31 protein-coding genes are annotated in these 16,217 nt (G+C 67.2%); all 31 read right to left on the bottom strand.

Annotation, left to right across the window (positions count from 1 at the left end; all coding sequences use genetic code 11):
* Positions 1-96: 96 nt before the first annotated feature.
* The 31 genes from rpsD to rpsJ all read right to left on the bottom strand — a co-directional run bounded on the left by rpsD (position 97) and on the right by rpsJ (position 16,203).
* On the bottom strand, positions 97-723 hold the full coding sequence (rpsD, locus tag AB0C29_RS01020; protein WP_203776576.1) for a 30S ribosomal protein S4: 627 nt from the start codon (positions 721-723) through the stop codon (positions 97-99).
* Positions 724-738: 15 nt separating this feature from the next.
* The gene (gene rpsK / locus AB0C29_RS01015) at positions 739-1,146 is read right to left on the bottom strand and encodes a 30S ribosomal protein S11 (protein WP_015619020.1); all 408 of its coding nucleotides are present in this window, start codon (positions 1,144-1,146) and stop codon (positions 739-741) included.
* Positions 1,147-1,163: 17 nt separating this feature from the next.
* The gene (gene rpsM, locus AB0C29_RS01010; protein WP_203776578.1) at positions 1,164-1,544 is read right to left on the bottom strand and encodes a 30S ribosomal protein S13; all 381 of its coding nucleotides are present in this window, start codon (positions 1,542-1,544) and stop codon (positions 1,164-1,166) included.
* Positions 1,545-1,731: 187 nt separating this feature from the next.
* The gene (rpmJ, locus tag AB0C29_RS01005) at positions 1,732-1,848 is read right to left on the bottom strand and encodes a 50S ribosomal protein L36 (RefSeq protein ID WP_015619018.1); all 117 of its coding nucleotides are present in this window, start codon (positions 1,846-1,848) and stop codon (positions 1,732-1,734) included.
* Positions 1,849-1,900: 52 nt separating this feature from the next.
* Positions 1,901-2,122: a translation initiation factor IF-1 gene (gene infA / locus AB0C29_RS01000; RefSeq protein WP_007073013.1), complete on the bottom strand. Its 222-nt coding sequence runs from the start codon at positions 2,120-2,122 to the stop codon at positions 1,901-1,903.
* 217 nt (positions 2,123-2,339) lie between these two features.
* On the bottom strand, positions 2,340-2,906 hold the full coding sequence (locus tag AB0C29_RS00995) for a DUF1707 domain-containing protein (RefSeq protein WP_360813699.1): 567 nt from the start codon (positions 2,904-2,906) through the stop codon (positions 2,340-2,342).
* Between the two features lie 51 nt (positions 2,907-2,957).
* Positions 2,958-3,392, bottom strand: coding sequence for a DUF1707 domain-containing protein (locus AB0C29_RS00990; RefSeq protein WP_360813689.1), 435 nt, complete (start codon positions 3,390-3,392; stop codon positions 2,958-2,960).
* A 7-nt stretch (positions 3,393-3,399) separates the two neighbouring features.
* A complete protein-coding gene (gene map, locus AB0C29_RS00985; protein WP_360551828.1) occupies positions 3,400-4,254 on the bottom strand; it encodes a type I methionyl aminopeptidase in 855 nt (284 codons plus the stop codon).
* 2 nt (positions 4,255-4,256) lie between these two features.
* Positions 4,257-4,910: an adenylate kinase gene (locus tag AB0C29_RS00980; RefSeq protein ID WP_125804098.1), complete on the bottom strand. Its 654-nt coding sequence runs from the start codon at positions 4,908-4,910 to the stop codon at positions 4,257-4,259.
* Positions 4,911-4,984: 74 nt separating this feature from the next.
* A complete protein-coding gene (gene secY / locus AB0C29_RS00975; RefSeq protein WP_360551826.1) occupies positions 4,985-6,331 on the bottom strand; it encodes a preprotein translocase subunit SecY in 1,347 nt (448 codons plus the stop codon).
* A gap of 275 nt (positions 6,332-6,606) precedes the next feature.
* Positions 6,607-7,056: a 50S ribosomal protein L15 gene (gene rplO, locus AB0C29_RS00970; RefSeq protein ID WP_212987318.1), complete on the bottom strand. Its 450-nt coding sequence runs from the start codon at positions 7,054-7,056 to the stop codon at positions 6,607-6,609.
* On the bottom strand, positions 7,056-7,238 hold the full coding sequence (gene rpmD / locus AB0C29_RS00965) for a 50S ribosomal protein L30 (protein WP_203776584.1): 183 nt from the start codon (positions 7,236-7,238) through the stop codon (positions 7,056-7,058). Before rpmD ends, rplO begins: the two co-directional genes overlap by 1 nt.
* A complete protein-coding gene (gene rpsE, locus AB0C29_RS00960; RefSeq protein WP_125811511.1) occupies positions 7,238-7,858 on the bottom strand; it encodes a 30S ribosomal protein S5 in 621 nt (206 codons plus the stop codon). Before rpsE ends, rpmD begins: the two co-directional genes overlap by 1 nt.
* Positions 7,859-7,870: 12 nt before the next feature.
* A complete protein-coding gene (rplR, locus tag AB0C29_RS00955) occupies positions 7,871-8,254 on the bottom strand; it encodes a 50S ribosomal protein L18 (protein ID WP_360551984.1) in 384 nt (127 codons plus the stop codon).
* A gap of 8 nt (positions 8,255-8,262) precedes the next feature.
* Complete coding sequence (gene rplF / locus AB0C29_RS00950) at positions 8,263-8,805, bottom strand: 50S ribosomal protein L6 (RefSeq protein ID WP_360551822.1); 543 nt, start codon at positions 8,803-8,805, stop codon at positions 8,263-8,265.
* A gap of 13 nt (positions 8,806-8,818) precedes the next feature.
* On the bottom strand, positions 8,819-9,226 hold the full coding sequence (rpsH, locus tag AB0C29_RS00945) for a 30S ribosomal protein S8 (RefSeq protein ID WP_203776587.1): 408 nt from the start codon (positions 9,224-9,226) through the stop codon (positions 8,819-8,821).
* A gap of 73 nt (positions 9,227-9,299) precedes the next feature.
* Positions 9,300-9,485: a type Z 30S ribosomal protein S14 gene (locus AB0C29_RS00940; protein WP_014440734.1), complete on the bottom strand. Its 186-nt coding sequence runs from the start codon at positions 9,483-9,485 to the stop codon at positions 9,300-9,302.
* Positions 9,486-9,487: 2 nt separating this feature from the next.
* Complete coding sequence (rplE, locus tag AB0C29_RS00935) at positions 9,488-10,057, bottom strand: 50S ribosomal protein L5 (protein WP_212987322.1); 570 nt, start codon at positions 10,055-10,057, stop codon at positions 9,488-9,490.
* Positions 10,057-10,377 (bottom strand): 50S ribosomal protein L24, encoded by a 321-nt coding sequence (rplX, locus tag AB0C29_RS00930; protein ID WP_212987499.1) that lies wholly within the window; start codon positions 10,375-10,377, stop codon positions 10,057-10,059. The genes rplE and rplX overlap by 1 nt, the downstream gene beginning before the upstream one ends.
* Positions 10,374-10,742 (bottom strand): 50S ribosomal protein L14, encoded by a 369-nt coding sequence (rplN, locus tag AB0C29_RS00925; RefSeq protein ID WP_360551818.1) that lies wholly within the window; start codon positions 10,740-10,742, stop codon positions 10,374-10,376. The genes rplX and rplN overlap by 4 nt, the downstream gene beginning before the upstream one ends.
* A 105-nt stretch (positions 10,743-10,847) precedes the next feature.
* Entirely contained in the window at positions 10,848-11,123 is a 276-nt protein-coding gene (gene rpsQ, locus AB0C29_RS00920) for a 30S ribosomal protein S17 (RefSeq protein WP_360551816.1), read from the bottom strand.
* Entirely contained in the window at positions 11,120-11,356 is a 237-nt protein-coding gene (rpmC, locus tag AB0C29_RS00915; RefSeq protein WP_212987325.1) for a 50S ribosomal protein L29, read from the bottom strand. The genes rpsQ and rpmC overlap by 4 nt, the downstream gene beginning before the upstream one ends.
* Entirely contained in the window at positions 11,356-11,781 is a 426-nt protein-coding gene (gene rplP, locus AB0C29_RS00910) for a 50S ribosomal protein L16 (RefSeq protein WP_360551813.1), read from the bottom strand. Before rplP ends, rpmC begins: the two co-directional genes overlap by 1 nt.
* 3 nt (positions 11,782-11,784) lie before the next feature.
* Positions 11,785-12,639, bottom strand: coding sequence for a 30S ribosomal protein S3 (gene rpsC, locus AB0C29_RS00905; RefSeq protein WP_360813686.1), 855 nt, complete (start codon positions 12,637-12,639; stop codon positions 11,785-11,787).
* Positions 12,639-13,103 carry a 50S ribosomal protein L22 gene (gene rplV, locus AB0C29_RS00900; protein WP_360813684.1) on the bottom strand — a complete coding sequence of 155 codons (465 nt, stop codon included), beginning with the start codon at positions 13,101-13,103 and terminating at the stop codon, positions 12,639-12,641. The genes rpsC and rplV overlap by 1 nt, the downstream gene beginning before the upstream one ends.
* A gap of 31 nt (positions 13,104-13,134) precedes the next feature.
* A complete protein-coding gene (rpsS, locus tag AB0C29_RS00895) occupies positions 13,135-13,416 on the bottom strand; it encodes a 30S ribosomal protein S19 (protein WP_020513590.1) in 282 nt (93 codons plus the stop codon).
* 13 nt (positions 13,417-13,429) lie between these two features.
* Positions 13,430-14,269: a 50S ribosomal protein L2 gene (rplB, locus tag AB0C29_RS00890; RefSeq protein WP_212987329.1), complete on the bottom strand. Its 840-nt coding sequence runs from the start codon at positions 14,267-14,269 to the stop codon at positions 13,430-13,432.
* A gap of 14 nt (positions 14,270-14,283) precedes the next feature.
* Positions 14,284-14,586 carry a 50S ribosomal protein L23 gene (gene rplW, locus AB0C29_RS00885; protein WP_203776595.1) on the bottom strand — a complete coding sequence of 101 codons (303 nt, stop codon included), beginning with the start codon at positions 14,584-14,586 and terminating at the stop codon, positions 14,284-14,286.
* Entirely contained in the window at positions 14,583-15,233 is a 651-nt protein-coding gene (gene rplD / locus AB0C29_RS00880; protein ID WP_360813682.1) for a 50S ribosomal protein L4, read from the bottom strand. The genes rplW and rplD overlap by 4 nt, the downstream gene beginning before the upstream one ends.
* Positions 15,230-15,883, bottom strand: a complete 654-nt coding sequence (gene rplC / locus AB0C29_RS00875) for a 50S ribosomal protein L3 (RefSeq protein WP_360551803.1) — start codon at positions 15,881-15,883, stop codon at positions 15,230-15,232. Before rplC ends, rplD begins: the two co-directional genes overlap by 4 nt.
* A gap of 11 nt (positions 15,884-15,894) precedes the next feature.
* The gene (rpsJ, locus tag AB0C29_RS00870; protein ID WP_097322778.1) at positions 15,895-16,203 is read right to left on the bottom strand and encodes a 30S ribosomal protein S10; all 309 of its coding nucleotides are present in this window, start codon (positions 16,201-16,203) and stop codon (positions 15,895-15,897) included.
* Positions 16,204-16,217: the final 14 nt, after the last annotated feature.

Raw genomic sequence — 16,217 nt, 5'->3', positions numbered from 1 at the left:
CCTTAACTACTTACTTAGCGGGATACCGATAAATCCTCCCCGACGTGTGGTGGTCATCCCCCGGCACCCTCCGCGGCGGGTGCCGGGACCAGAGCGCTACTTGGAGTAGAGCTCGACGATCAGCTGCTCCTGGACCTGGGTGTCGATCACCTGGCGGGCCGGGAGCGAGTGGATCAGGATCTTCATCTCGCTCGGGATCGGCTCCAGCCACGCCGGCACCGGGCGGGAACCCGCCTGGGCCTGCGCGACCACGAACGGCGTCATCTCGCGGGACTTCTCCCGGACCTGCACGATGTCGTGGTCCTTCACCCGGTACGACGGGATGTCGACCTTGACACCGTTGACCAGCAGGTGGCCGTGCTTGACCAGCTGACGGGCCATGTCGCGGGACGCGGCGTAGCCGGCCCGGTAGACGACGTTGTCGAGACGCGACTCGAGGATCTGCAGCAGCACCTCACCGGTCTTGCCGGGCTTGGTGACAGCCTCCTCGTAGTAACCGCGGAACTGCTTCTCGAGCACGCCGTAGGTGCGGCGGGCCTTCTGCTTCTCGCGGTGCTGGAGCAGGTACTCGGTCTCCTTGGTCCGACCGCGGCCGTGCTGGCCGGGCGGGAAGGGACGCGACTCGAACGGGCACTTCGGCCCGTCGCACTTGCTGCCCTTGAGGAACAGCTTCATCTTCTCGCGGCGGCAGCGCTTGCAGTCCGCCCCTGTGTAACGAGCCATGCTTCGATCTCTCCCTTAGACCCGGCGACGCTTAGGCGGACGGCAACCGTTGTGCGGCTGCGGCGTGACGTCGGAGATCTGCCCGACCTCGAGGCCCGCGGCCTGCAGCGAACGGATGGCGGTCTCCCGGCCGGAACCGGGGCCCTTGACGAACACGTCGACCTTGCGCATGCCGTGCTCCATGGCCCGACGGGCGGCGGCCTCGGCGGCCAGCTGCGCGGCGAACGGAGTCGACTTGCGGGAGCCCTTGAAGCCCACCTGGCCGGACGAGGCCCAGGAGATCACAGCACCGGTCGGGTCGGTGATCGACACGATGGTGTTGTTGAAGGTGCTCTTGATGTGCGCCTGCCCGTGGGCGACGTTCTTGCGTTCCTTGCGCCGGACCTTCTTGACGGGTGCTCCGGCGCGTGCCTTCGGTGGCATAAGTCAGTGCGCTCCTATTACTTCCGACCGGGCTTCTTCTTGCCAGCGACCGTGCGCTTCGGCCCCTTGCGGGTACGAGCGTTGGTCCGCGTCCGCTGTCCGCGGACGGGGAGACCCCGGCGGTGGCGGATGCCGGCGTAGCAGCCGATCTCGACCTTGCGGCGGATGTCGGCGGCGACCTCGCGGCGCAGGTCGCCTTCAACCTTGAAATTGGCCTCGATGTAGTCGCGGAGCTGGACCAGCTCCTCGTCCGTGAGGTCCTTGGCGCGCTTGTTCAGGTCAATGCCGGTCGAGGTGAGCGCCTCCACGGCGCGGGTCCGACCGACCCCGAAGATGTAGGTGAGCGCGATCTCCATCCGCTTCTCGCGGGGAAGATCGACGCCGACGAGTCGAGCCATAAGTGGGCGTACTCCTCAGGTGTCTCACGGAGGTCTGTGCCCGGCCCATCCCCGCCTGCCCGGGCGGGGCCCCGGCCTCCGACCGGGGGTGAAACCGCGCTTCATCGTGAGATGACGCCGCGGCTGGGACGAGCTTGTTCAGTGGTACGGATCTGGCAGCAGACAGAGCGGAATCAGACTGAGCTGATTAACCCTGGCGCTGCTTGTGGCGCGCGTCGGTCTTGCAGATGACCATGACGCGGCCGTGCCGCCGGATGACCCGGCAGTTGTTGCAGATCCGCTTGACGCTCGGCTTGACCTTCACGGTTGTGCCTTGACTCTCTGTCAGACGGGACTAGGCAAAGCCCCCGCGACCCTTACTTGTAGCGGTAGACGATTCGCCCGCGGGTCAGGTCGTACGGCGAAAGCTCGACGACGACCCTGTCCTCCGGGAGGATGCGGATGTAGTGCTGCCGCATCTTGCCGCTGATATGAGCCAGTACCTTGTGACCATTCGCAAGCTCCACACGGAACATGGCGTTCGGCAGAGGCTCGATCACTCGGCCTTCGATCTCGATGGCTCCGTCTTTCTTTGGCATGTCCTCCGCTACCTGACATCGGGTTCTGGGGCGGGCTCACAACGTTCATCCCGGGTTGAGGGTTCGCACCGGGACCAGCCGCGGCTCCTCCGCCACCGAAGCGCTGGTGGACATGGAAGAGTGGACGCTGCGCGCCAGCTAGCCAGTGTACGCGCGAGGAGCATTGACACCAAACCGAGGTCCCCGTAACCCGGGGTCGGGTGTGTCGGACGGCCGGTCAGCCCGCGGTTTTGTCCTTCTTCGGACGCTCGTGGAGCGTTTCGTCCGGCCGGACCGGGTCCGCTTCCAGAGCCCGGCGCTCCCGTTTGACCTGCTTCGCCTGCCGCTTGCGGGCCTTCTTCTCCGCCTGCTTGCGCGGCTCACCGGAGGCGAGGCCGGCCAGGGTGACGAAGACCAGGACGACACCCCACGGACCGGCCACCCAGATGGGCCAGAAGTCGAGCAGCTCCCCCGAGGCGATGCTGGAGATCAGCCAGATCGCGGTGGTGACCCCGACCACCGGTATCCAGCTGGCCCAGACCTCGAGGATCCAACGGCGGGCCAGCTCGGCGTTCGAGGCGTCGAGGCCCTGGGTGGCGACGGAACCGGACGGGCGGCGCTGCGCCGGCACCGGCAGCGCGGCCGCCGGCAGATCGCTGAGCAAGGGATGCAGTTCGCCGTACGTCTTGGCCGCGTACGCCTGCTGCAACCGCTCGTCGTACTCGTGCAGATCCAGCCGGCCCTCGTCGAGCGCGGCCTTCAGCTGATCCGCCACGGCCTGCCGATCGGCGTCGGCCGCTCTCATCTCGTCCCGGCCCATACCCTCCAGCATGCCAGCAGCGGGCCCGGACCGGCATCAGCGATCGCGCTTGCCCCACCGGCCGAGCACGCCGAAGACCAGCGGGATCAGCATCCAGAGCGGCCAGGGGTAGATGAAGTCGCGCGAGGCGATGCAGGAGATGCCCCAGATGACGAAGCAGACCAGCACCACGCCGCCGTACGAGGCCAGGAACGGCGGGCCGCCCGGCTGGGGCACATCGCCCGCCCCCGGCGCCGGCGAGGGCGCAGCGGGCGGCTGATAGGGCTGCACGCGTGACTGCTGGGCCGGGACGGTGCCGGGCAGATCGGTCACCAGGGAGTCGAGCTCGCCGAAGGTCTTGGCGCCGTACGTCCGCTGCAACCGCTCGTCGTACTCGTGCAGATCCAGCCGGCCCTCGTCGAGCGCGGTCTTGAGCTTGTCGGCGATGGCCTGGCGGTCGCTGTCGCCGGCCCGCATCTCGTCACGGCTCATCGGTCTTTTACTCCGCCAGGGAGTCAACGGCCGGCTGACGGGCGGTGACCAGCTCGCCCAGCCGGGCCCGGCCGCCGTCGGCCGCCGTGGTGACCCAGACGCCGTCGTCGAGCAGGCACATCGTGTGCTCCACGTGCGCGGCCATCGAGCCGTCCCGGGTGACCACGGTCCAGCCGTCGTCGAGCTCCACCGTGCGGGGCGAGCCCATGGTGATCATCGGCTCGATCGCCAGGCACAGGCCGGGCACCAGGCGCGGGCCCTTGCCGGGCTTGCCGTGGTTGAGCACGTGCGGGTCCTGGTGCATCTCGGTGCCGATGCCGTGCCCGCCGTAGCCGTCCACGATGCCGTAGCGGCCCGCCTTGCGGACGGCCTTCTCGACGTTGAACGAGATGTCGGTCAGCCGGCCCCGGCCGTTGGCGGCACCGCGGGCGGCGGCGGCGATGCCGGCCCACATGGCGTCCTCGGCCACCTGGGCCATGGTCAGCAGGGCCGGGTCGGTCTCACCGACGCCGACGGTGATCGCGGAGTCGCCGTGCCAGCCGTGCAGGATGGCGCCGCAGTCGAGGGAGAGCAGGTCGCCCTCCTTGAGCACCTGCTCGGCGGCGGGGATGCCGTGCACGACCTGCTCGTTGACCGAGGCGCAGATCGAGGCCGGGAAGCCGTGGTAGCCCTTGAACGACGGGACCGCGCCGGCGTCCCGGATGACCTTCTCGGCGATCGCGTCCAGGTCAGCGGTGGAGACGCCCGGGGCGACCGCTTCGCGCATCGCCGCCAGGGCGGCGGCGACGACGAGGCCGGCACCGCGCATCAGCTCGATCTGCTCCGGGGTCTTCAGCTGAATGTCCAGCTGCGGACGGCGCATCGTTATCCCCCGTACGACCGCAGGGCGTCGATGGCGCGCACCGTGACGTCCTCGACCGGGCCGGTGGCGTCGATGCCCACCAGCTTGCCCTGGGCGCCGTAGAAGTCGACCAGCGGCGCGGTCTTGTCCGCGTACTCGACGAGGCGGTTGGCGATCGTCTCCGCCTTGTCGTCGTCACGCTGGAACAGCTCGGAGCCACACCGGTCGCAGATGTTCTCCTTGCTGGTCGGGTCGAACTCGACGTGCCAGATCTTGCCGCAACCACGGCAGGTCCGGCGGCCCGAGAGCCGCCGGATCACCTCGTCGTCGTCGACGACCAGTTCCATCACCAGATCGAGCGCGATGCCGAGGTCGGCCAGCAGCTTGTCGAGCGCCGACGCCTGCGGGACGGTCCTCGGGAAACCGTCCAGCAGGAAGCCGTCGCCGGCGTCGGGCTCGGCGAGTCGGTCGCGGACCATGTTGATGGTCACCTCGTCAGGGACGAGATTGCCCGCGTCCATGTAACGCTTCGCCTCGACGCCGAGCGGTGTCCCCTGCGAGACGTTGGCCCGGAAGATGTCACCGGTCGAGATCTTCGGTACGGCGAGATGGGCAGCGATGAACTCAGCCTGGGTCCCCTTGCCGGCCCCCGGGGGGCCCACCAGTACCAGCCGCACCTACATCGCCTCGCTTCGGTGAGAACGAGCCTCGCAAACCACAGACGCAAGAGCCCCCCGGCTCCGCGCCCCCACTACCGGAGGAACCCTTCGTAGTTGCGCTGCATCAGCTGGCTCTCGATCTGCTTGACCGTCTCCAGGCCCACACCCACCATGATCAGCACCGCCGTACCACCGAACGGGAAGTTCTGGTATTGCGCGCTGTTCAGCCAGATGAAGAAGAAGTTCGGCAGGACCGAGATCAAGCCGAGGTAGAGCGCACCCGGCAGGGTGATCCGGCTGAGGATGAAGTCCAGGTAGTCGGCGGTCGGCTTACCGGGCCGGATGCCCGGGACGAAACCACCGTACTTCTTCATGTTCTCCGCGACCTCGGTCGGGTTGAACGTGATCGAGACGTAGAAGTACGTGAAGAAGATGATCAGCAGGAAGTACGTGGTGATGTAGATCCAGTGGCTCGGGTTGGCCAGGTTGTTCTGGATCCACTGCTGATAACCCTTGAGGTTGTTCTGGTCGAAGAACTGCAGGTACAGCTGCGGCAGGTAGAGCAGCGAGGACGCGAAGATCACCGGGACGACACCGGCCTGGTTGACCTTCAGCGGGATGTACGTCGAGGTGCCGCCGTACATGCGCCGGCCGATCATGCGCTTGGCGTACTGCACGGGGATGCGGCGCTGGGCCTGCTCGATGAAGACGACCGCACAGATGACGATCAGCACGAGCGCGATCACCAGGAGGAACTTGGCGACGCCGCTGCTCTCCTTGATCGTCCAGCCCTCGCCGGGCAGGCGGGCGGCGATCGAGGTGAAGATCAGGACGGACATGCCGTTGCCGACGCCGCGGTCGGTGATGAGCTCGCCGAGCCACATGACCACGCCCGTGCCGGCCGTCATCGTGACGACGAGCATGACGAGGGTCAGCCAGACCGGGATGCCGGTGTTCTCCGGCACGATCTGGAAGTTCGACTGGTCCTGCGGGCACGCGTTGGCGAAGAGCTGGCCGGAGCGGGCCAGCGCGACGAACGCCGAGGACTGCAGGACCGCGAGGCCCAGGGTGAGGTAACGGGTGTACTGGGTGATCTTGGCCTGGCCGGACTGGCCTTCCTTGCGGAGCTGCTCGAGGCGGGGAATCACCACGGTCAGCAGCTGCAGGATGATCGATGCCGTGATGTACGGCATGATGCCCAGCGCGAAGACGGACAGCTGGAGCAGCGCGCCACCGGAGAAGAGGTTCAGCAGGTTCAACACCCCGCCGCCGGCGTTGGTGCTGTTCACCACGTCCAGACAGTTACGGACGTTGGTGTAGGACACGCCTGGGCTGGGCAGAGTGGCGCCGAGCCGATAGACCGCGATGATCGCTACTGTGAACAGCAACTTCTTGCGCAGGTCAGGCGTCCGGAACGCACTGGAAAAGGCGGAGAGCAACTTCTTCCTCCTGCGCGAGGTGACCGCCAAGTATCCGGCGGATGGGGGGAGGCATCGGTCCGGACGACCGATATCCCTAGCTGGGAACGGACTTTAACAGTCTGACGTGCCTGTTGTGAGGCACGGTCGCCCTATGTGCAACACCCTGGGACGAAGGGCAACCGGACGACCTGGGGAGCGGCGGCCCCCGGCCCGGCGAAATGCCAGGTCAGACGCCACAACGGGGATGCCGCCCGAGCATCTCGCGATGCCCGGGCCAGCATCCCCGGAAAACCTCACAGCTCGGTGACGGAACCGCCGGCGGCTGCGATCTTCTCTTTGGCGGACTCACTGAAGGCGTGCGCCGAGACCTGCAGCGCCACGCCACCCAGCTCGCCCGAGCCGAGAACCTTCACCGGCTGGCCCCGACGGACCGCGCCGGCGTCGGCCAGCTCCAGCGGACCGATCTCGCCACCGTTCGGGAACAGCTCGGCGAGCCGGTCCAGGTTGACAACCTGGAAGACGACCTTGTTGCGCGGGCGGTTGCCCAGGCCCTTGATCTTCGGCAGGCGCATGTGGAGGGGCATCTGCCCGCCCTCGAACGCCGCCGAGACCTGGTAACGGGCGCTGGTGCCCTTGGTACCGCGGCCCGCGGTCTTGCCCTTGGAGCCTTCACCACGACCCACGCGGGTCTTGGCCTTCTTGGCGCCGGGCGCCGGGCGCAGGTGGTGGACCTTGATCGCCATTATTCGACCTCCTCGACACTGACGAGGTGGCTCACGGCGAAGATCATGCCCCGAATCTCGGGACGGTCTTCCTTGACCACCACATCGTTGATCCGCTTCAGCCCGAGCGACCGCAGGGAGTCCCGCTGGTTCTGCTTACGGCCGATACCGGACCGGAGCTGCGTGACCTTCAAGCGTGCCATCACCGCACCGCCGCTTCCGCGCGCGACGCCAGCATGGCCGCAGGGGCGACGTCCTCGACCGGGAGGCCACGGCGGGCCGCAACGGCCTCCGGGGACTCCAGGCCCTTCAGGGCCGCCACCGTCGCGTGCACGATGTTGATCGGGTTCGACGAGCCGAGGCTCTTCGAGAGCACGTCGTGGATGCCGGCGCACTCCAGGACGGCACGCACCGGGCCACCGGCGATGACGCCGGTACCGGCGGACGCCGGCTTCAGGAGCACGACACCGGCGGCGGCCTCACCCAGGATCGGGTGGGGGATCGTCGCGGCGATGCGCGGCACCTTGAAGAAGTGCTTCTTGGCCTCCTCGACGCCCTTGGCGATCGCCGCGGGCACCTCCTTGGCCTTTCCGTAGCCGATACCGACGGTGCCGTCGCCGTCGCCCACGATCACCAGGGCGGTGAAGCTGAAGCGACGACCACCCTTGACGACCTTGGCGACACGGTTGATCGCTACGACCCGCTCGAGATGCGGGGTCTTCTCGACGGGCGCGTTACCGCGACCGCCCTCACGGCGGTTGTCGCGGCGGCCACCTTCGTTGTTACCGCCGGACCCGCCGCCTCGGCGCTGCTGACCAGGCATAGGTCTTCCCTCCTAGAACTCGAGTCCGGCTTCGCGGGCGGCTGCGGCAAGCGCGGCGATCCGCCCCGCGTACCGGTTACCGCCGCGGTCGAAGACGACCTTGGAAATGCCCGCGGCCTGGGCCCGCTCGGCGAGGAGAGCTCCGACCTTGGCGGCCTGCGAGCTCTTGTCACCCTCTCCGCCCCGCAGGGACGGGTCGAGGGTGGAGGCCGACGCGAGCGTGTGGCCCTTGAGGTCGTCGACGATCTGCGCGGTGATGTTCCGCGTGGACCGGGTGACGACCAGACGGGGGCGCTCGGCGGAGCCGCGGACGTTCTTGCGGACCCGGAAGTGCCGACGTGCCTTGCCGACGGCGCGCTTGTACGACGCACCGCCGCCATTGCGGCGCTTGAGCAGCGTGGCGGTCACTTCTTACCTGCCTTTCCAGCCTTGCGGCGGATGACCTCGCCCTGGTACTTGACGCCCTTGCCCTTGTACGGCTCCGGCGGGCGGATCTTCCGGATGTTCGCAGCGACCTCGCCGACGAGCTGCTTGTCGATACCGGTGACCGTGAACTGCGTCGGCCGCTCCACCGTGAAGGTGATGCCGGCCGGCGGAACCACGTTGACCGGGTGCGAGAAGCCCAGGGCGAACTCGAGGTCCTTGCCCTTGGCGGTCACGCGGTAACCGGTGCCGTTGATCTCCAGCGTCTTCTTGTAGCCCTCGGTGACGCCGACGATCATGTTGGCGACCAGGGTACGGGAGAGGCCGTGCAGCTCCTTGGCCCGACGTTCGTCGTTGGGCCGGTTGACCGCCAGCTCGCCGTTCTCCGCCTTCTCGACGGTGATCGGCTCGGCGACGGTGTGCGACAGCTCGCCCTTGGGGCCCTTGACCTTGACGGTCTGGCCCGTGATGGTGACGTCGACGCCGGCCGGGACCGGGATCGACTTACGTCCGATTCGCGACATGTCTAAGTCTCCGTTACCAAACGAAGGCGAGGATTTCCCCGCCAACGCTCCGCTTGCGGGCCTGCCGGTCGGTCAGCAGCCCCTGGGACGTCGAAACGATCGCGACGCCCAGGCCGCCGAGCACGCGCGGGAGCTCGTCGGACTTGGCGTACACCCGGAGGCCGGGCTTGGACACGCGCTTGATACCGGCGAGGCTGCGCTCGCGGTTCTGGCCGTACTTCAGCTCAACCACCAGGCGCTTGCCGACTTCGCCTTCCGCGGGCTCCTCGGCCGACCAGGAAGCGATGTAGCCCTCTGCCTTGAGGACCTCGGCGATACTCGCCTTGATCTTCGAGAAGGGCATGGTCACCTTGTCGTGGTACGCCTGGTTGGCGTTACGCAGACGCGTGAGCATGTCTGCGATCGGGTCCGTCATCGTCATGGGTATTCGTCAACCTTTCTCGCCGGGGTTCCCAGGGAAGTCCCGGGCCTACGGCGAAGCGGTATTACAAGGGTTACCAGGAAGCCTTCGACACGCCGGGCAGCTCACCGCGGTGGGCCATGTCTCGGACACACACCCGGCACAGACCGAACTTGCGGTAGACCGAGTGCGGACGTCCGCACTTCTGGCAGCGGGTGTACGCCCGTACGGCGAACTTGGGCTTCGCGGCCGCCTTGATGATCAGCGCCTTCTTAGCCATGCTCAGTTCTCCTTGAACGGGAAGCCCAGAAGCTTGAGCAGCTGCCGGCCCTCCTCGTCGGTCGTGGCGGTGGTGACCACCGTGATGTCCATGCCCCGGGTCCGATCGATCCGGTCCTGGTCGATCTCGTGGAACACCGACTGCTCGGTCAGACCGAACGTGTAGTTGCCGTGGCCGTCGAGCTTGCGCCCGTCCAGGCCGCGGAAGTCACGGATACGCGGCAGCGCGATCGACAGCAGCCGGTCCAGGAACTCCCACATCCGGTCGTTGCGGAGGGTGACCTTCGCGCCGATCGGCATGCCCTCACGCAGCTTGAACTGCGCGATGGACTTGGTCGCCCGCCGCACCAGCGGCTTCTGACCGGTGATGGTGGTCAGGTCACGCACGGCGCCGTCGATCAGCTTGGCGTCGCGGGCAGCCTCGCCGACACCCATGTTCACGACGACCTTCACCAGGCCGGGGATCTGCATGGGGTTGCCGTACTTGTACTGCTCCTGAAGCGCGGCAATAACCTCGCTGCGGTACTTCTGCTTCAGGCGGGGCAGCGTCTTGGTCTCGGTAGCGGCAGTCATCACAGGTCCTTACCGGTGCTACGCGCGATACGAACCTTCTGGCCGTTCTCGTCCCGCCGGAAGCCGATGCGAGTCGGCTTGCCCTCGGAGTCCACGATCTGCACGTTCGAGATGTGGATCGGGGCTTCCTGCGTGACGATGCCGCCGGTCTTGGAACCGCGCTGCGTCGTGCGGATCTTCTCGTGCTTCTTCATACGGTTGACGCCCTCGACCAGGACCTTGTCCTGCCGCGGGAAGGCGGCGATGACCTTACCCTTGGCGCCCTTGTCCTTGCCGGCGATGACGACGACCGTGTCGCCCTTCTTGATCTTCACGGTCAGAGCACCTCCGGCGCCAGGCTGATGATCTTCATGAACCGCTTGTCGCGCAGCTCGCGGCCGACCGGGCCGAAGATGCGGGTACCGCGGGGGTCGCCACCGTCCTTGATGATGACGGCGGCATTCTCGTCGAAGCGGATGTACGAGCCGTCGGGACGGCGCCGCTCCTTGGCGGTGCGGACGATGACGGCCTTGACGACGTCACCCTTCTTCACACCGGCACCCGGAATGGCGTCCTTGACCGTGCACACGATGACGTCACCGATGCTCGCGTAACGGCGACCGGAGCCGCCCAGAACGCGGATGCACAGCACTTCCTTGGCACCCGTGTTGTCGGCGACGCGCAGTCGCGACTCCTGCTGGATCACGTCTGTCTCCTATGTCTGCCAGTTCTCCGGCACGGGGACGTACCAGAGCTTGGCGGAACGATGGTCCGCTGGGCCGGCCGGGATGTCCCGGCCGGCCCAGCAAACTCACTTGGCCTTTTCGAGGATCTCCACGACACGCCACCGCTTGGTACGCGACAGCGGACGGGTCTCCATCAGGGTGACCCGGTCACCGACGCCGCACGCGTTCTGCTCGTCGTGCGCCTGGAGCTTGCGGGTGCGCCGCAGGACCTTGCCGTAAAGGGCGTGCTTGACGCGGTCCTCGACCTCGACGATGACGGTCTTGTCCATCTTGTCGCTGATCACCAGACCCTCACGCACCTTGCGCTGGGTCCGGGGCGCAGCTGCTGCGTTCTCGCTCATGCTGTAGTCACCTCAGTCGGCGCGGCCGAGAGCCCCAGCTCACGCTCACGCATGATCGTGTAGATCTTCGCGATGTCCTTGCGGACGACCTGCAGACGACGGTGGTTGTCGAGCTGACCGGTCGCACCCTGTACGCGGAGGTTGAACAGCTCCGCCTTGGACTCACGCAGCCGCGAGATCAGCTCCTCCTCGGAGAGCTCCCGCAGCTCGGAAGCCTTGACGCCGGCTGCCATCAGCCTTCACCACCTTCGCGCGTCACGATGCGGCACTTCATCGGAAGCTTGTGGATAGCGCGACGCATAGCCTCGCGCGCGATCGTCTCGTTCGGGAACGACATCTCGAAGAGAATGCGTCCCGGCTTGACGTTCGCCACCCACCACTCCGGCGAGCCCTTGCCGGAACCCATGCGGGTCTCGGCGGGCTTCTTGGTCAGTGCCTGGTCCGGGAAGATCGAGATCCACACCTTGCCGCCACGCTTGATGTGGCGGGTCATGGCGATACGAGCCGACTCGATCTGCCGGTTGGTCACGTACGCCGGCTCCAGGGCCTGGATACCGAACTCACCGAAGACCACCCGGTTGCCGCCCTTGGACGCGCCGTGGCGGTCCGGGTGGTGCGGCTTGCGGAAGCCCTTCGGGGGCTTACGCGGCATCAGCATGTGTCAGCCCTCCTGCTGCGTTTCGGCCGCAGCCGGAGCAACGGCGGTGTCGGTCGTGGGCGCAGCCTCCGCCGGAGCGGGGGTAGCAGCCGCGGCCTGAGCGGCGCGACCGGCCTCGGTGCCACCCGCGGTCGTACCGGACGAGCCGGAACGGCCACGGCGCGGACGGTCGGGACGCTCGGCGCGGTCACGGCGCGGACGCGCGGGCGCCTCGGGGGCAACCTCACGTCCGGGCACGAAGTCGCCCTTGTAGATCCAGACCTTCACGCCGATGCGGCCGAAGGTCGTACGGGCCTCGAAGAAGCCGTACTCGATGTTGGCGCGCAGCGTGTGCAGCGGAACGCGACCCTCACGGTAGAACTCCGTGCGGCTCATCTCCGCGCCACCGAGGCGGCCGGAGACCTGCACCCGGATGCCCTTGCAGATCGGGTTCTTCATCGCCGACTGCATCGCCTTGCGCATGGCCCGGCGGAAGCTGACCCGGCTGGACAGCTGCTCGGCGACGCCCTGCGCCACGAGCTGCGCGTCCGACTCGGGGCTCTTCACCTCGAGGATGTTCAGCTGGACCTGCTTGCCGGTGAGCTTCTCGAGCTCGCCGCGGATCCGGTCGGCCTCCGCACCCTTACGGCCGATGACGATGCCCGGCCGGGCGGTGTGGATGTCCACGCGGACCCGGTCCCGGGTGCGCTCGATGTCCACCTTGGAGATGCCGGCGCGCTCAAGACCCTTGGACATCATGCGGCGGATCTTGACGTCCTCGCCGATGTAGTCCTTGTAGAGCTTGTCCGCGAACCAGCGGCTCTTCCAGTCGGTGGAGATGCCGAGGCGGAACCCGGTGGGGTGAACTTTCTGACCCATTACTCGGCACCTTCCGTGCTGCTCTGCGGCTCGGCCGCCGGAGCAGCCTTCTTCGCCGGCGCGGCCTTCTTGGCCGTGGCCTTGCGGGCCGGCGTGGTCACCTGAACCGCCTCGACCGCCACGGTGATGTGGCAGGTCCGCTTGCGGATCCGGTACGCCCGGCCCTGCGCCCGCGGCCGGAACCGCTTGAGCGTCGGGCCCTCGTCCACGAAAGCTGCGCTGACCAGGAGCGCGTCCGGGTCGAGCCGTTCGTTGTTCTCTGCGTTCGCAATCGCGCTCGCGAGCACCTTGTAAACCTGCTCACTCGCAGCCTGCGGCGCGAACTGCAGGACCGTGAGAGCCTCCTTCGCGGGCAGACCGCGGACGAGGTTGATCACACGGCGCGCCTTGTTCGGCGAGATGCGCACGTGGCGCGCAACTGCCCGAGCGCCCGGAAGGACCGGAGCATCGCTCTTGACTGGCATCGCTGTAACCCCTTTCTGATCCGTGGACTGATTAGCGGCGACGGCTCTTGCGGTCGTCCTTCTCGTGACCCTTGAACGTGCGGGTCAGAGCGAACTCGCCGAGCTTGTGACCGACCATGGCCTCGGTGATGAACACCGGGACGTGCTTGCGCCCGTCGTGCACGGCGATCGTGTGCCCGAGCATGTCGGGAATGATCGTCGAGCGTCGCGACCAGGTCTTGATGACGTTCTTCGAGTTCTTCTCGTTCTGGACTTCCACCTTCTTGAGCAGGTGGTCGTCGACGAACGGGCCCTTCTTCAGGCTGCGAGGCATCTTTTAACTCCCGTTACCCGCGCTTGCGGGTGGCGTAGCGGCGGCGAACGATCATGCGGTCGCTCTCCTGGCCCTTGCGGCGGGTACGGCCCTCCGGCTTACCGGCGGGGTTGACCGGGTGGCGACCACCTGAGGTCTTACCCTCACCACCACCGTGCGGGTGGTCCACCGGGTTCATGGCGACACCACGGACGGTCGGGCGCTTGCCCTTCCATCGCATGCGGCCGGCCTTGCCCCAGTTGATGTTCGACTGCTCGGCGTTGCCGATCTCGCCGACCGTCGCGCGGCAGCGGATGTCGACGCGACGGATCTCACCGGAGGGCATACGCAGCGTGGCGTACACGCCCTCACGACCGAGCAGCTGGATGCCCACGCCGGCCGAACGGGCCAGCTTGGCGCCACCGCCGGGACGAAGCTCCACACCGTGGATCGTCGTACCGACCGGGATGTTGCGCAGGGGCAGGTTGTTGCCCGGCTTGATGTCCGCGCCCACGCCGGACTCGACGCGGTCGCCCTGCTTGAGGTCCTTCGGCGCGAGGATGTAGCGCTTCTCGCCGTCGGCGTAGTGCAGCAGTGCGATGCGGGACGTGCGGTTCGGGTCGTACTCGATGTGAGCGACCTTGGCCGGCACGCCGTCCTTGTCGTTGCGCCGGAAGTCGATCAGCCGGTACTGCCGCTTGTGGCCGCCGCCCTGGTGCCGCGTGGTGATGCGGCCGTGGACGTTGCGACCACCCTTCTTGGGCAGCGGAACCAGCAGAGACTTCTCCGGCGTCGACCGGGTGATCTCAGCGAAGTCGGCGACGCTGGAGCCGCGACGGCCCGGCGTGGTCGGCTTGTACTTACGGATAGCCATGATTTACAAACCCCTTAGCTGACCGGGCCGCCGAAGGCCTCGATACGGTCACCGTCAGCCAGCTTCACGAGGGCACGCTTGGTCGCCTTGCGCTGACCGAAGCCCGTCCTGGTGCGCTTGCGCTTGCCCTGGCGGTTGATGGTGTTCACCGTCAGCACACGGACATCGAAGATCTGCTGGATCGCGATCTTGATCTCGGTCTTGTTCGCGTCCGGGTGGACCAGGAACGTGTACCAGTTCTGGTCGAGAACGCTGTAGCTCTTCTCGGAGACCACGGGCGCGACGATGATGTCGCGCGGGTCGGCGATCGTGCTCACTTGTCCCCCTCCTCGGCAGCCTCGGCCGGCACACCCAGGAACTCGTCGAGAGCTTCCTTGGTGAAGACGACCTCGTCGGCGACCAGCACGTCGTAGGTGTTCAGCTGGCCGGCCTCGATGAGGTGCACGGTCGGCTCGTTGCGCAGCGAGATCCAGTTCAGCTCGTCGTAGCTGCTGAGCACGACCAGGACCTTGGTGGACTGGGTCGCCTTGCGCAGCGTCGCGATCGCGGCCTTGGTCGACGGCTTGTCGCCGACGATGAACGCCTCGATCACGTGGACGCGGCCGTCGCGGGCCCGGTCCGAGAGGGCGCCCCGCAGAGCGGCGGCCTTCATCTTCTTCGGGGTCCGCTGGCTGTAGTCGCGCGGCACGGGGCCGTGCACCACGCCACCACCGGTGAACTGCGGCGCGCGGATCGAGCCCTGACGGGCGCGACCGGTGCCCTTCTGCTTGTACGGCTTCTTGCCGCCACCGGCGACCTCACCGCGCGTCTTGGCCTTGGCCGTGCCCTGACGGGCGGCGGCGAGCTGGGCCACGACGACCTGGTGCATCAGCGGGATGTTCGCCTGCACGTCGAAGATGTCGTCGGGCAGCTCGACCGAGCCGGCCTTCGTGCCCTCGGCGTTGATCACGTCAACCGAGCTCACTTGGCACCACCCTTCTTCTTCGCCGCCGTACGGACCAGGATCAGCGCGCCCTTGGGACCGGGCACCGCGCCCTTGACCAGCAGCAGGTTGTTCTCGAGGTCGACTGCCTGCACCGTCAGGTTCTGCACGGTGAAGCGCTTGTTACCCATGCGACCCGCCATCCGGGTGCCCCGGAAGACACGGCCGGGGGTCGCGCAGGCGCCGATCGAACCGGGCGAGCGGTGCTTGCGCTCGACACCGTGGCTGGCCTTGAGGCCGTGGAAGCCGTGCCGCTTCATGACGCCGGCGTAGCCCTTGCCCTTGGTCTTACCGGTGACGTCGATCGGCGTGCCGACCGGGAACGTCTCGACGGTGACCTCCTGGCCGAGCTCGTACTCGGTGGCGTCGGTGGTGCGCAGCTCCACGATGTGGCGCCGCGGCGACACACCCGCCTTCGCGTAGTGGCCGCCCTCCGGCTTGTTGACCTTGCGCGGGTCGATGGCGCCGTACGCCAGCTGAACCGCGGTGTAGCCGTCAGTCTCGGAGGTGCGGACCTGGGTCACGACGCACGGGCCGGCCTGCACCACGGTTACCGGGACGACCTTGTTGTTGTCCCAGACCTGGGTCATGCCGAGCTTGGCGCCCAGGATGCCCTTCACTTGCCTGTCCATTGTCCGGATCCCTACAGCTTGATCTCGATGTCGACGCCAGCCGGCAGGTCGAGGCGCATCAGCGAGTCGACCGTCTTCGGAGTCGGGTCGATGATGTCGATCAGACGCTTGTGCGTGCGCATCTCGAAGTGCTCGCGCGAGTCCTTGTACTTGTGCGGCGAACGGATGACGCAGAAACGGTTGATCTCCGTGGGCAGCGGCACCGGGCCCGCGACCGAAGCTCCGGTGCGCGTGACCGTCTCGACGATCTTGCGTGCCGACGAGTCAACGACCTCGTGGTCATAGGCCTTGAGCCGGATGCGGATCTTCTGTCCCGCCATGGTGGCTTCTGTTT

The sequence above is a fragment of the Actinoplanes sp. NPDC048791 genome, from assembly GCF_040650095.1.
Classification (GTDB): domain Bacteria; phylum Actinomycetota; class Actinomycetes; order Mycobacteriales; family Micromonosporaceae; genus Actinoplanes.
The sequence above is the reverse complement of the archived record's forward strand: the minus strand, read 5'-3'. Positions and strand labels throughout refer to the sequence as shown.